The organism is Kastovskya adunca, from assembly GCF_059505785.1.
The window spans coordinates 1-14,033 of sequence record NZ_JCACLG010000041.1 but is presented as its reverse complement, the minus strand read 5'-3'; the positions used below and the strand labels follow the sequence as shown (position 1 = coordinate 14,033).

The 14,033-nt window shown below is 48.9% G+C and carries 10 protein-coding genes; 6 read left to right on the top strand and 4 right to left on the bottom strand.

Annotated elements, in window-relative coordinates; genetic code table 11:
* Positions 1–87: 87 nt before the first annotated feature.
* Entirely contained in the window at positions 88–1,125 is a 1,038-nt protein-coding gene (locus AC5JR3_RS15405; protein WP_495847427.1) for a DUF4335 domain-containing protein, read from the bottom strand.
* On the bottom strand, positions 1,122–1,748 hold the full coding sequence (locus AC5JR3_RS15400; protein ID WP_495847426.1) for a DUF3038 domain-containing protein: 627 nt from the start codon (positions 1,746–1,748) through the stop codon (positions 1,122–1,124). The genes AC5JR3_RS15405 and AC5JR3_RS15400 overlap by 4 nt, the downstream gene beginning before the upstream one ends.
* A gap of 356 nt (positions 1,749–2,104) precedes the next feature.
* Here AC5JR3_RS15400 and AC5JR3_RS15395 point away from each other — a divergent pair, with 356 nt between their 5' ends.
* The 4 genes from AC5JR3_RS15395 to AC5JR3_RS15380 all read left to right on the top strand — a co-directional run bounded on the left by AC5JR3_RS15395 (position 2,105) and on the right by AC5JR3_RS15380 (position 5,307).
* Positions 2,105–2,623, top strand: coding sequence for an adenine phosphoribosyltransferase (locus AC5JR3_RS15395; protein WP_495847425.1), 519 nt, complete (start codon positions 2,105–2,107; stop codon positions 2,621–2,623).
* A gap of 704 nt (positions 2,624–3,327) precedes the next feature.
* Positions 3,328–4,392, top strand: a complete 1,065-nt coding sequence (locus AC5JR3_RS15390) for an ABC transporter permease (RefSeq protein ID WP_495847424.1) — start codon at positions 3,328–3,330, stop codon at positions 4,390–4,392.
* Positions 4,393–4,477: 85 nt separating this feature from the next.
* Positions 4,478–4,765: a hypothetical protein gene (locus AC5JR3_RS15385; protein ID WP_495847423.1), complete on the top strand. Its 288-nt coding sequence runs from the start codon at positions 4,478–4,480 to the stop codon at positions 4,763–4,765.
* Between the two features lie 167 nt (positions 4,766–4,932).
* Positions 4,933–5,307, top strand: a complete 375-nt coding sequence (locus tag AC5JR3_RS15380) for a low temperature-induced protein (RefSeq protein WP_495847422.1) — start codon at positions 4,933–4,935, stop codon at positions 5,305–5,307.
* 283 nt (positions 5,308–5,590) lie between these two features.
* Here AC5JR3_RS15380 and dusB read toward each other — a convergent pair whose 3' ends face one another.
* Complete coding sequence (gene dusB / locus AC5JR3_RS15375) at positions 5,591–6,643, bottom strand: tRNA dihydrouridine synthase DusB (RefSeq protein ID WP_495847421.1); 1,053 nt, start codon at positions 6,641–6,643, stop codon at positions 5,591–5,593.
* Positions 6,644–7,104: 461 nt separating this feature from the next.
* Between dusB and dnaK the strand changes: the two genes are divergently transcribed.
* Entirely contained in the window at positions 7,105–9,015 is a 1,911-nt protein-coding gene (dnaK, locus tag AC5JR3_RS15370; RefSeq protein WP_495847420.1) for a molecular chaperone DnaK, read from the top strand.
* A 725-nt stretch (positions 9,016–9,740) separates the two neighbouring features.
* On the opposite strand, the gene AC5JR3_RS15365 is transcribed toward dnaK, so the two are convergent.
* Entirely contained in the window at positions 9,741–12,608 is a 2,868-nt protein-coding gene (locus AC5JR3_RS15365; protein ID WP_495847419.1) for a GAF domain-containing protein, read from the bottom strand.
* Between the two features lie 146 nt (positions 12,609–12,754).
* Here AC5JR3_RS15365 and AC5JR3_RS15360 point away from each other — a divergent pair, with 146 nt between their 5' ends.
* Positions 12,755–13,894, top strand: a complete 1,140-nt coding sequence (locus tag AC5JR3_RS15360) for a quinone-dependent dihydroorotate dehydrogenase (RefSeq protein WP_495847418.1) — start codon at positions 12,755–12,757, stop codon at positions 13,892–13,894.
* Positions 13,895–14,033: the final 139 nt, after the last annotated feature.

Below are 14,033 nucleotides of genomic sequence, written 5' to 3'. Positions count from 1 at the left end.
CTAGGGAAAAGCAAGACGCGTCATCCTCAACGGCGTCACTCTTGAAGGCAAAAGGGAAAAACAAATTTTTGCTTTTGGGTCTATTGTTTACCTAAAACCATCCCAAGGGCTAACTTGTGGGATACCTCCTCGAGTTAGCACGACTCGGAAATCAGCAATCGGCTCAGACGTAAATGTACTGCCATCGGCTGGGAGGTAAAGTAGCTCTGACAAGGGCGTTTCGTTGCCAACAAGCTCCGCTGGACTATTAATCGGTCTGTAACCGATGACTGAGCCATCTTGAGTAACGCTAACGCGGTAGATTAAATTTTCATTAAATTGTCTGTTCTCCCAGACTTGGTCGATTTTGTCACGCAAATCACTTTGCAGCGCCAAGAGTTGGCTGGGGTCAGTAATGCGAGGAGCCGACGCCAGTTCCTCTGGATTAGGTGTGGCGGTGCCTTCACCGTTAGCGCCTGTAGTTTCGCTGACTTCAGATTGGGAGTTTGCAGGTCTGGGTTGGCGAACTTCAGGAACTGGGACAAAGAATAACGCGATCGCGGCGATCGCCAAACTGGTGACTCCCAAGGCTACCGGGGCTGACCGTTGCGCGATCGGCTGCTCTGCCTTAGCATGGCGCTTAGAAACTGGCTCTAAATGCAGGGAAATCCCTGGGAGAGTACGACTATCGGCAAAAAACTGATCGACCGCATCCACCAAATCAAACAACTGCACCGTTGTCAAATCGATCTGTACGGGGACGGCATGAGCTGGGGTAGATGCCGAGTTACTCCCCGCAGCCACTGGCGTAGGCTCAGCAGATGGAAGCAATGTCAAGCGATGCAAATCTTTATCCGCCACTTTCTCCAGCGTCACCACTCCTGGGTTGTTCTCTGGAAAGTAGGGATGATGTACTTGGCTTAAAAATTCCTGGGCGTAGCGGTTTACGGTATTCACCAGACTTTCAAAAAAGTCTCTACCGCCCGTCAGAGGCGGGATATTCCCAGAAAAATGACACTCGGCATTGACCAAAATTGACATTAAAGGGCGAGCATCAAACTGATTCCCAGTTGCTGGGGAAGCGTCGCTTAACCCCTCCAAAATCAGCGTGCAGTTTGGCAGACTGTACTGACGGCGAATTGTCATGATACCTCTCCATCAAACAAACTAGTCCAAAGCCGCTGCGTTCCCAAAGTCCCCGTACAGAACAGTAACTGACCTAAAAGAGACAGTGCCAACTCATTTAACTTTTCGTCTGAGTTGTAGGCAGCAACTTTTGCCCGTCGCGGATTCATCCGGCTTCTGAAGTGAGCGCGGAAGCGTTCTAAGTACTCCGACAAGCGAAAGTGATGTTCGACAGAAAGCTGCTTTTCATTAAGCTGTTGATACGCCAGTAGCAATTGACGAATGACAACAGTCATGCGTCGGGTGAGATGGGTTGTAATCAACACTAATGCCTTGGCTTCATCCAAACTTAGGGAACGTCTGGTGTGAGCTCGTCGCCAAGGATTGGTACAGCGCAAGCGCCACAAAACGACCCGATTTTTAACAATGTCTTGGAGTCCTAAATCTCGCGCCACGGCGAGCATAACTTCTGAGCCACCCAGTTCTAGAGCTTCTATCGCCAGTAAAATCAAGTCAATCCGCTGCCGTGTCCGCAGCGGACACCCTTCTTTCACCAGGGTAGGATCGGGTAGACTGTCTAAAATCAATGGCATTGATGGGGCAGGAGGACTGTTGGTCGGCATTACGCTCACAGAAATATTCATTCAAATAAATAGCCAGGGTTGTCTATGGCTTTGACTCTGGCAAAATTCAATCTCAGACGGGTTGCTGCCTGTAGAATACCTGATTTTTGCATGAGAATTTATGCTCGGTTTCTACTTGGATGGCTTGTTCCCAAAGCCTTAAGAACATAACGTTGATGTTGTTTACGTGACTTCTAATTCGAGTATTAGCAATCAGCCAAAAACCATGCAGCCTCTTATTGTACGAATTTCCAGAGCTTTGCTGCCAGCCATCTTGGGATAGCTGCCTGGTGCGATCGCCACTTTGAGGCATTGCTGTCAGGCAATCGTGCTACAACTACTGAGTCAACCTGCATTTTACAAAAGTTCACTGCTCAATGGATCTTAAGTCTCTCATTCGCGACATACCCGACTTCCCTAAGCCCGGAATTTTATTTCGAGACATCACCACGCTACTGCGTCACCCAGAGGGGCTACGCTACACCATTGATGCCCTTACACAAAAGTGTAAAGAAGCGGCGATCGCGCCTGACTATGTTGTGGGAATGGAGTCTCGAGGATTCATTTTTGGCCCTCCCCTAGCTTATATGTTAGGGGCTGGGTTTATCCCGGTTCGCAAACCCGGCAAGCTTCCTGCCGCCGTTCATACTGTGGAGTACGAACTGGAGTACGGTATGGATTGTCTAGAAGTTCATCAAGATGCTTTTCATCCAGATAGCCGCGTGTTGATTGTCGATGATTTGATGGCTACCGGGGGAACAGCCGCAGCGACAGCCCAGTTGGTACAGCAGACAAACTGCTACCTGATAGGCTTCGCTTTTATCATCGAATTAAAAGACTTAGGTGGGCGTCAAAAGTTGCCGGATGTGCCAATCATTAACTTGATTGAGTATTAAGAAGATAGGCAAGATTCGGCGTTGGGTAGGCATTGCCTCGCCAGGTAGGTTGGAAAAAAATTACAGGGAATGAAAGAGCAATGTCCACCTCTTCTTCAACAAGTGGTGTAGGCAGCATACTAGTATTTGAGAAAGGTGCCAGTGAAGGCAGAAGTATTGGTCGTTAGCAGTTGGGCTGAAAAGTTAATTTTGTTCTATAAAGATGTTACTTATAAAGCTCTTCAACTTTTCTTGCCAGTAAGTAGGCGGGAATAAATATCAAGGATGTGTCTCCAGGTAATATTTTTTTGAAATCGTCTCGTAGCAAGGGATTGGTTGGATTTTGAGGAATTTACTCCTGACTACAAACCCATATTATTTACTTCGTCTTACTTATCTATATTCAGGAAAAAATTGGCTACTATTGATTGATGCCATCTTATAAAGGAACTTAATTCCACAATTTGGCTAGCCTGTAAAGTTACGATATGTCATTTTTTAGTCAACTTGTTGAGAATATTTGTCTTTGAGTGCTACAGCAACTAGACGAATCTCAAAACCTAATCTTTTGACCAACTTGATAGAAAACTCAAAGTTTTGAGGATTTTGTCAAAAAAATCAATGCCTTTAGTCTCTAGATCAGTTTTCCAAAAGTCTGAATCTCCAGAATATCGATATTCTGATAGGTCAATGCAAAATGTGGCTTTCAAGAAGTGGGGCGTTTTATGACTTCTTCTACTAAATCTTCTTCCACCCGTAATCGGTTAAAAGCCAGTCAGAATGGGCTGAAAATGCTCCTGACAAGCGAGACATCCTTCTACATTGCCAAGCGGCTGTTGCAGGCAGTTTTGACGCTGCTCCTAGCCTCCGCGTTGAGCTTTGCTATTATTCAGTTTGCCCCTGGTGATTACCTAGATACCCTGAGGCAAAATCCCCAAATTTCCCCAGAACGGATTGAGGAACTACAGCAGCAATTCGGTTTGGATCAACCAGCACTTGTGCAGTACTGGCGTTGGTTAGTGCGGATGGTGACTAGGGGTGACTTTGGCACTAGTTTTGTCTATTTCCGAGATGTGGCGGATTTGTTGTGGGAGCGGATTCCTGCTACTTTGCTACTCGCTGTGGCTTCGGTAGTTGTGACATGGGCGATCGCTATTCCCTTGGGAATTGTTGCCGCTGTTAACCAAAACCGCACCTCTGACCGAGTTTTGCAGGTTATAAGCTACACGGGACAAGGCTTCCCCAGCTTTATCACGGCTCTACTGCTACTGATCTTCGCCCAGTACACGTCCCCCTTATTTCCTGTCGGTGGCATGACTAGTATCAACCATGCCGACTTGTCGCCTGTGGGAAAGATTTTGGACATTGCTTGGCACATGATTTTGCCCACCATTGCCCTCTCAATCACCAGTTTTGCAGGACTCCAGCGGATCACCAGAGGGGAATTACTGGATGTTTTGCGGCAAGACTACATCCAGACAGCACGGGCAAAAGGACTGCCGGAAAAACGAGTTATTTACGTCCATGCCCTCCGCAATGCGGTCAATCCTTTGATTACGCTTTTGGGTTTTGAGTTTTCTGCCTTACTTAGTGGTGCATTTATTGCCGAATTTTTCTTCAACTGGCCAGGATTGGGGCGTCTGATTTTGTCCGCTGTGATTGCCCAAGACCTTTATCTGGTCATGGCAAGCTTGATGATGGGAGCGTTGATGCTGATTGTGGGTAACTTACTAGCGGACTTACTCTTGAAAGTGGTTGACCCCCGGATTCGGTTAGCTAATCTGAAGTGAGAGATGGGTGGATTGGAGATTAGCCCTGTTTGGGTAGCCGTAAGGGAGCGCCCACTTGGAACAACTGACTAATGACTAATGACTAATGAGTGAAGTATATTACCTCCTTCTGTCTAGAGCTGACGGTCGCTATTTGGCGGCGCAGGTTAATAGCGATCGCGAATCATCGTCGGCATACTTGTTGATGTTTCGTGAGCATTTTGAGGCTCTAAGTTACCTCAATACTCACGGTGCCGACCTCGCCAATCGCTTTGCCGTAGAAACCATCTCTAAAAATCAGCTAAAAGCGCTGTTGCAACGGTGGGGATTTACAGGTGTGGGTATTGTTCAAGACCCCTTAATCCCCACCATAGAATTTCTTAAGCAAAGTTAAGTTACTTAACATTTTGTTTAAGCCTCCTACAGATCTACCTAGGTGTAGATTTGCTGCGATCAAAAGTTTGAGGCAATAGATACAAGGTAGTTTAATATTTGACTGGCTTTGAGCGGGTTATTGACCCGATTCATGCAAAAATTCCCAAAAATTAGGAGAAGCTTTCTATGAAATCTAATCGTTTTAACTGGTCTACCCTGTGGCGTCGAGCACGTTTGGTGGTAGCTGCTTTCGTCTGCACTTTTGTACTATTCTCTCAGGCTTTACCTGCCTACAGCGCTAATCCCAACCCAAGTGCCCCCACCAGTAGTCCGACTAAGGGTGAGGACAACTTACTTGGGATTGAACGAGAGTCGCAGAAGGTAATCCGCTCCTACCCCGCTGCGACAAACCAAAAAGATACCCAGGCGAGAACCAACCCTGGTCTAAATGCTGTTCAGGGAACGGCGGATGCTGATAAGCAGAAGCGACCAGAAAATTCCCAGGCTGTTTCCATCGAAGACAAGATTGAGAATGTCCTAGAAGGTGCTGTTGGCAACTAAGCCCGACTAAGATGGGTCTGTTTTTGCCGCCTAGGTGTAGAGCGTTGTTTCAAGGATAATTTTTAAGTAATTGTCCTTTTCAAATAGATAAGGCAGGTAAAACACCTGCCTTGTTTTTTTGGGTTTCTCTGGCTGATGTAGCAAAGTCCTGAGTCGGTGAGTTGAAGATTCAACCAGAGCTTGCTTTTAGAGAATCAGGAATGTCTTAACCTATGGGGTGACTGCTATAAATTGCCCTAGGGGATTGATGGCTTAACGTCTTCGAGACAAGTGCGGTTTGCCTCTACACCAACTGTGGTTCGACAGAGACCTCTTCTGGGCAAGGTAAATTAGCCAATCCCTCCATTGCACGGTTTAGTAACTCTACACCTTGTTCTACTGTTTCAATGACAGCTAGTTGTCCTCGCAGTTCAGCCGCACCGGGAAAATTTTTGGCATACCAAGTCATATGCTTACGAGACTGGCGGATACCGCGATCGCCTTTATAGTCCCATAACGCCTCTAAATGATCCTTGGCACATTCCAGACGCTCCACAGGCGTTGGCGAGGGTAACTGCTCCCCAGTTTTCAAAAAACGGTCAATTTCTCCGACTAAAAACGGATAGCCGAGGGTGCCGCGCGAACACATCACCCCATCTGCACCTGTTTGCTCTAAGCAACGCACCGCCGCTTCAATGGAGAAAATATCGCCATTGGCAATCACGGGAATCGAGAGAACTTCCTTGACTCGTCCAATCCACTCCCACCGAGCCGAGCCATTGTATCCCTGAGCGCGGGTGCGACCGTGCAGGGTTAGCATCTGCGCCCCCGCATCTTCCATGCGTTTGGCAAACTCTAAAATATTAATTTCCTTGTCTGACCAGCCAAGGCGGGTTTTCACCGTTACGGGTACGTCTACCGCTTTCGCCACTTCCCGGACAATTGCCTCCGCCGTTTGGGGTTCCCGCAGTAAGGAAGAACCACCGCCGTTTTTGGTGATTTTGTTAACGGGGCAACCCATATTAATGTCAACCGTATCTGCTCCTTCCTCCACTGCCATCCGGGCAGCTTCTGCTAAGAAATCTGGGCGACAATCAAAAAGCTGGATGCTAATGGGTCTTTCATTCGGGTCTACCTCCATGATTTTTGGCAGCTCTTTGACATAGTGCAGTCCGGTTGCATTCACCATTTCGGTGTACATCATCGAGTCACTAGCATAGCGACGCACGAGGCGACGAAATACTAAGTCAGTCACACCAGATAAGGGTGACTGAAGCACGCGGCTATTGACCTCAACCGAGCCAATTTTGAGGGGAGTTGAAAGTCGAGCTTGCAATTCTGGAGATAAGGAAACCATAGAAAAGACGTTGGGCGCGATCGAGCTTTTCTATTTTACCTAGTTGATTTGAAGTAGAGACGTAGCATACTACCTCTCTACTGACTGAGTTTTTGGGTATTATTTGCTTTCAGGCGGCAAATACAACTGATTCATTACGGTTCGCCCCAATCTCTTTGGCCCCAATCTTTCATACATTAGATGAAGTGAAAGCAATCAGCACGACTAGGACGGATCAGACGGCTGAATTGCACCTAAAAGAAGGGGTGACTCTTCGCCCTGCGGGTAGAACCGCCCTGATGAAGGTTCGGAAACCCCCCCTTCAAGAGACAAGCCAATCACACTCAGTATAGAGATTAGTAAGCAAATTAGCTGGCAATTGAAGCTGAACTGGCTGCTGAATTGAACCGATAACCGTTCAATTTTTTGTCTCCAAACCCCTATACCAGTCTTTGTAGTTAGTACAGACCCGAAATACTCTTATGGCAAAAGTTGTTGGAATTGACTTAGGTACAACGAACTCCTGCGTAGCCGTCATGGAAGGTGGTAAGCCAACCGTGATTGCTAATGCTGAAGGTTTTCGGACGACCCCATCGGTTGTCGCCTATGCAAAAAATGGCGATCGCTTAGTCGGTCAAATCGCCAAGCGTCAGGCGGTAATGAATCCTGAAAATACTTTTTACTCTGTAAAGCGCTTTATTGGACGCAAATATAGCGAAGTTAGTCAAGAACTCACGGAAGTTTCTTACAAAGTCCTTAATGCCAACGGCAACGTTAGACTAGACTCCTCAGCTCAAAGCAAGCAGTTTGCGCCAGAAGAGATTTCTGCTCAAGTGCTACGTAAGCTAGTAGAGGACGCTAGCAAGTACCTCGGTGAGACTGTTACCCAAGCCGTGATCACTGTTCCGGCTTACTTCAACGACTCCCAGCGTCAAGCGACTAAAGACGCAGGTAAGATTGCAGGCATTGATGTACTACGGATCATCAACGAACCAACTGCCGCTTCTCTAGCCTACGGCTTAGACAAGAAGAGCAACGAAACCATTCTCGTCTTTGACCTTGGTGGTGGTACCTTTGACGTATCCATCCTAGAAGTGGGCGATGGTGTCTTTGAAGTGTTATCAACCTCTGGTGACACTCACCTAGGGGGCGACGACTTCGATAAGAAAATCGTTGATTACTTAGCCAGCGAATTCCAGAAAGCTGAAGGTATCGAACTTCGTAAGGACAAGCAAGCGCTACAACGTCTGACGGAAGCCGCAGAAAAAGCCAAGATTGAGCTTTCCAGCGTCACCCAAGCTGAAATCAACCTACCCTTCATCACGGCTACCCAGGATGGCCCGAAGCACCTGGATACGACCTTAACACGGAGTAAATTTGAAGAAATTTGCGCTGATTTAATTGATCGTTGCCGCATCCCGGTTGAGAATTCGGTGCGTGATGCAAAAATTGACAAGAGCGCCATTGATGAGATCGTCTTAGTCGGTGGTTCCACCCGGATTCCTGCCGTACAAGAGTTGGTTAAGCGGATTCTTGGAAAAGATCCTAACCAAAGCGTTAACCCGGATGAAGTTGTCGCCACTGGTGCAGCAATTCAAGCGGGTGTCTTGGCGGGTGAAGTCAAGGATATCTTGCTGCTTGATGTCACCCCACTATCCTTAGGTGTTGAAACCTTGGGTGGTGTCATGACCAAGATTATTCCTCGCAACACAACCATTCCTACCAAGAAGTCAGAAACATTCTCGACGGCGGTAGATGGTCAAACTAACGTGGAAATTCACGTCCTCCAAGGTGAGCGTGAAATGTCTAACACCAACAAGAGCTTGGGTACCTTCCGCTTAGATGGTATTCCTCCAGCTCCCCGTGGTGTTCCTCAAATTGAAGTAACCTTCGACATCGACGCTAACGGTATCCTCAACGTCACCGCCAAAGATAAAGGCACAGGTAAAGAGCAATCGATCAGCATTACGGGTGCTTCGACCCTACCTGGTGATGAAGTTGAGCGGATGGTCAAAGAAGCAGAATCCAACGCGGCGGCTGATAAAGAGTACCGCGAGCGGATCGACCGTAAGAACCAGGCTGACTCTCTAGTTTACCAAGCTGAAAAGCAACTCGCTGAACTAGGTGACAAAGTCCCTGAGGCTGACAAAACCAAGGTTGAAGGTCAAGTCAAAGACCTACGAGAAGCTGTCCAGCAGGAAGACGACGACCGCATCAAAACTCTCACCACTGAGTTACAGCAGGCGCTCTACAGTATTGGCACCAACCTCTATCAACAGCAAGGTGCTGGTGGCCCTGAGCCTGGTGGCCCCGCTCCTGGTGGTACTGAGCCTCCCACTGGTGGTTCTGATGATGTAATTGATGCTGAGTTCTCAGAAACTGAAAGCAAGTAGTGTTTGAGCTAGAGTGCAAGCGATGAGTTTGCCTCTTCTCTAAAGGGAATATAAAGATTAGGGTTGATGAACTAGTTCATCAACCTTTTTTTTGCTTTCCCGCAGGCGTTCAGCTTGGGGATGAAGAAGTGCCAGCAAGCACTATAGAAGAATCGGCTGACTAGGGTGTAGGGTTCATTAGACTTCTTGCATGAATTGGTTACCCCCCTTGGTATCCCTCTTTTTTGACATCCTCCCCGACCTGAAGGTGCGGGGATTCCTCACCACGCCAAAACCTACGAATAGGAGAATGGTCGCTGAATGGGGTTGACGCTTCACAGGTGGCAACCAAGCCTAGCTTGGATTTATGTCTTCCTCCACGTCCGTTTTAAATCTCGAACTGCCCGCCCGCGATTAAAGTTGATGAACTTGCATATTCAGTTTTTTTAGTGCCTTCAGGTCGGAGCGTCCGTTGCCCTTGGGTTCTTTCCCTCTTACCGTCCCAGTCCCGGTTTCACAGCCTATGGCTGGTATATCGCTGCAAGATGAGGTGGGTATTTCAACCACCATCATTGTATCAAAAAGCCGTCCTTCGACAGGCTCAGGAACACCTTATAGGTGTTCCTGAGCGGCTCGAGTGAGCCTTCGCGACTCGACTGAGACTTCGGCGTGAGCGCTCAGTCGAACGCCTCGCCGAACGTCCGAACTCCTGTCGAAGGACGGGGCTTGTATCCCAATGTTTTTGGTCACTTCTGCTTGGCGGCGGGCAGAATTAAGCGAGTCCAGTAATGACCAGCTTCTAGGGGATAAAATAGCAGGTCACCGCCGCAGATGCGGAGGACTTCTTGGCAGGCTCTTAGTTGTAGGCTAGACGGCAGTTCTGGAGAGAGGGTGGCAAGCCTTTTGTCTAGGCTTTCGATAGATAAAAGATTGGCGCTCATTTCACTTTCAACAATCGATAAATCGACTAGGGGAAGTTTTTTGGGGTTTGTGGGGAGATTGCTGCTGTTGATAGATGGGTCTAAAAAGCGGCACCAGAGGTCAAGCTGGCTTCTGGGTTGGGCGCGACAGCAGGAGGTGAGGAGCAGCTCAAATAAAACGCATTCGAGTTTCAGTTGGTCACCGTAGACGCTGATTTGACTGGAGTTATGGATTTGGACTTTCAGAGTGCGCTGCTTGTAGAGAGGTTCGACACGACTGAGCGATCGCCTGAGTAAATTTGTCAGAGACACAGGACTCAGGTGGGGCTGTAAGCGCCACTGTTCGTCCCGCAGTACGGGGGTTAACGTGGAGAGCGTTCCTTCTAAGTGGTGCAAGAGCTGAGAAGTTCGCATCTGCCGTAAAGGTTGACGATTGGTCAGGGGTGAAGAGGCATCTCCTTTAGCAGGGGGTGTTGGTGCTTGGGATTCCAGTTCTAGTAAGGCACTGACGCCCTCGGCAACAATCTGGTGCAGGGTATCTAAACAGCGATGTTTGTACCAGTTTAGGGTTTGCAAATTTGTCGCCTCGCTGCCTTTAACGGCACTCAGGCGACGGTAGTGGCGCAACCAGGCAAACTGAGACATCAGGGTTTCCACAAGGGAGCGCCAGCGATCGCTTAAACGAGTGCCAGCATCACCAGCTAGGATCACCATCCCCGTTGGGGCTAGCTCGCCTGTATAAAGGGCAATAGCATACACCTGAGTGATACCAGGGATATTCAACCAGCGACGAGTGGCGGCAGGTAAGTCGGCAACGTTACGAGAGAATAAACCCGGCGTGATCAGGGCTTCTTGAATTAAAGCATCGTGTGCCACTGGAATTGCCACGGGGGACAGGGCAAAACGAGAATTGGCGACGACAGCGGCAGTGATCGTTGCTGTCGGCGTCTGAGGAGTCCAGCTTAAAACGGCGGCGAGGGAACACTCTAACAGGCTTGCTAGATGCTCCATCCAAGCACGTTCAAATTGATCGGGAGCTGTGGGAGCATTCCAGAGGATATCTAAACCGGTTAGCAACTGTTGATGAGTCACAGTCGCCTGTTCTGTCGAGGCGCGAAAATCATCAAAGGACAGAAGTAAAGCGATCTGCTGACTGGTGACACTTACCAAGTTGCGTTCTGTCTGGTTCCAAGTGCGCGGTGTATCATGGGCAACGATCAACAGTCCCTTTCTGGTCTGAGTGGTGTTGTCACCGGGGAGGGTTTGGTGAAGAGACACCAGCAACGCTGAATGCACTCCTAAGGGCAGCAGTACCTCTCGCCACGGCAACAGTTGGACATCGTCTTCCCAGTCTTCAATGACGATGGGGGCTGTGACTGAGGCGAGGCGCTGTCGGTCAGTTTCACCTAATACCGTTAATGGTGCGGTTAAAGAACGGCGGTTTGGGGGTTGTTGCTGGTAGAGGAGGTGAAATTGTCCATCCTCTGCTTCCCGCAGCACCATAAAACGCTCTGTCTCTAGACGATCGCTCAACAGTTTGGCGCAGTTTTTTAGGGCAGTATTTGTGTTAGTAGCAGTAGCGATCGCGTTACTCATTGCCGCCGCAAAATGAGAATCTTGAGAAGATTGCTGTAGCGTTGTTTCTAGATGCTCGCGCTCCACTACCAGCGCCACAATTTGAGCCGTGGCGCGGATATACTGTCGTTCTGCTTCTTCCCAAATGCGGGCTTCGTTATCTTCCACCGCTAGAAACCCTAGGAGTTCTGAATCGGATTTGATCGGTGCAGCTAGAAGCGATCGCGCCCGCAGCCGTCCCAGCAAATGCCCAGTACTATTAGCTTTGAGCGGGCTACGACCTGCTCCAATGGCTACTAACTGACCTCCAGAAAGCGCCTGATAAAAGTCATTCGCTTCTGCCACAGTAATTCCCGCCGCCCCTGTCCGACGCTCTCCAAAGCGACGGATCGATTGCAGATTGCCGACGCGGTGCCAGAAGTAGCGGCGCTCTGGAGAGTACCAGTAAATGCTAGTGCGGGTAGACGCTACAAACTGTTGTGTCATGTTCACAATCGAGTCTAGCCGCAGTTCTAAAGACGGTAGTTTCAGTAACTGGTCTAGCATCTGAAACATCACCTGGTCAGGGTGCTTGGTTGCCGAACGTTGCCAGTCCACTTCGATTTGATACAACGCCGCCGCCAATCCTCCCAGAAGTAACGATAGCTGGGCTTTTTCTCCTGGGCGAGGGGACACCCCCCATAAGTGCGACCCCAACAGAGCCACACCAAAACAACGGTCTTTGCAGCGCAGGGGAAAGAGTAACGCCCCCTGAACCTCATACTGCTGTGCCACTCGCCGCCACTCCCCAGCCCGAACTTCCTGCCGCAAATCAGAAACCCCCACAGGTCGCTGCTGGATGACCACCTGCTCTAAAAGATCTCCTGGATTAAGGTTAAAACGCTGTTTAAGAAACGTTGTGTCCCCGTCGGGAGTAAATCCGCCTTTGCCAAACAAGCGGTGATCTAAACGGTCATACAGACCAATCCAAATTAAGCGATAATCAAACTCGCTCTGGAGATAATCCAGAACCGTTTCAATCAAAACATCGGCGTTCTCCTCTTCCCGCATTGTCTGGAGAACGCGCCCCAAGGCAACAAGAAGATTTTCGTCATTGGGTTGTCGATGCTGTTGACCCATGATGCTCTCAATCCAACTACTTTGTGCGGGAACAAAATATCAGCACTTGTCAATGCTTGTATTATCCAAGAGTTAGGCTAATTGCTAATTGCTGATGAGGGGATGAGGAACTAGGGATAATTTCTTTCATACTTCGTACTTCAACTATGGATATCTACCAAGCGGGTATTCGCCCGATTTTGTTTTCTGGCTTAAAAGCAGACCCAGAGTGGGTACACCGCCAGACTTTGCAAGTGCTAGGCTGGCTGGATCACAACAGCGATCGCTTCTTGAGTCGTCGCATTCAAGCCCAGTTAGAGCAAGCCTATTGTCTCCGTCATGCTTGTCTTGAACAAACATTATGGGGGCTAACGTTCCCCAATCCTCTAGGGTTAGCCGCCGGATTTGATAAGGATGGCGTGGCGGCGGGGATTTGGAGTGCCTTTGGGTTTGGCTTTGCTGAACTCGGTACTGTCACCTTTCAGGCACAACCGGGAAATCCTCGTCCCCGGCTATTTCGCTTACCTGCGGATCTCGCTGCCCTCAATCGTATGGGATTTAATAATCAAGGTAGTGCGGTGATAGCGGCGGAGTTGGCAAAACGCCAAGAGCGTCCTAGGGTAATTCCTTTGGGGATTAATTTAGGTAAATCTAAGGTAACACCCTTGTCTGATGCTCCGGCTGACTATTTGGGGAGTTTTCGCCTTTTAAAAGAGTGGGGCGATTATTTTGTGATTAATGTCAGTTCGCCCAATACTCCAGGTTTGCGATCGCTCCAAGATGCCGAACAGCTCAGTCGCATTGTTGAGGCGTTGCAAGAGGAAAATCAGCTCCTGGCAAAGCCAATCCTGGTAAAGATCGCGCCGGATTTGGAATGGGAGGCGATCGCGGATGTGATTAAGCTGGCACAAACCTATCAACTAGCCGGGATTATTGCCACGAATACAACGATTCGCCGCGACATGCTCAAAACGCAACAGATTGCAGCAACAGGTAAGCCCGTCACAGAGGAAGCGGGGGGCATTAGTGGCGCACCCCTACGTCAGCGTTCTACAGAGGTAATTCGCTTTATCTGGCAGCAAACCAACGGACAGTTACCCATTGTTGGCGTTGGAGGCATCTTTACAGCAGAGGATGCTTGGGAAAAAATTACAGCAGGAGCAAGTTTAATTCAGGTTTATACTGGCTGGGTTTATGAAGGGCCCTCAATGGTAAGGCAGGTTCTGGAAGGATTAGTGCAACGCCTAGAGGAGCGAGGTTTAAATTCTATTGCTGAAGCGGTAGGGATAGAAAACACGTCAATTTAAGTAGAATGGCACTGACTTCAGCGGTAAATAGTTGTTCTTGAGAAAAACCCAGCTTGGGGGGAAGCCCCCACTGGGGGATGAGTGCCCTCACAGGTGTAGGTTTTTTACAAAAGAGAGAAGGGCAAAAGTGGAGGAGGGA

Coding starts and splice junctions, on each gene's coding strand:
- AC5JR3_RS15405 (WP_495847427.1), bottom strand. CDS start 1,125: ATGACAATTCGCCGTCAGTACAGTCTGCCAAACTGCACGCTGATTTTG.
- AC5JR3_RS15400 (WP_495847426.1), bottom strand. CDS start 1,748: ATGAATATTTCTGTGAGCGTAATGCCGACCAACAGTCCTCCTGCCCCA.
- AC5JR3_RS15395 (WP_495847425.1), top strand. CDS start 2,105: ATGGATCTTAAGTCTCTCATTCGCGACATACCCGACTTCCCTAAGCCC.
- AC5JR3_RS15390 (WP_495847424.1), top strand. CDS start 3,328: ATGACTTCTTCTACTAAATCTTCTTCCACCCGTAATCGGTTAAAAGCC.
- AC5JR3_RS15385 (WP_495847423.1), top strand. CDS start 4,478: ATGAGTGAAGTATATTACCTCCTTCTGTCTAGAGCTGACGGTCGCTAT.
- AC5JR3_RS15380 (WP_495847422.1), top strand. CDS start 4,933: ATGAAATCTAATCGTTTTAACTGGTCTACCCTGTGGCGTCGAGCACGT.
- dusB (WP_495847421.1), bottom strand. CDS start 6,643: ATGGTTTCCTTATCTCCAGAATTGCAAGCTCGACTTTCAACTCCCCTC.
- dnaK (WP_495847420.1), top strand. CDS start 7,105: ATGGCAAAAGTTGTTGGAATTGACTTAGGTACAACGAACTCCTGCGTA.
- AC5JR3_RS15365 (WP_495847419.1), bottom strand. CDS start 12,608: ATGGGTCAACAGCATCGACAACCCAATGACGAAAATCTTCTTGTTGCC.
- AC5JR3_RS15360 (WP_495847418.1), top strand. CDS start 12,755: ATGGATATCTACCAAGCGGGTATTCGCCCGATTTTGTTTTCTGGCTTA.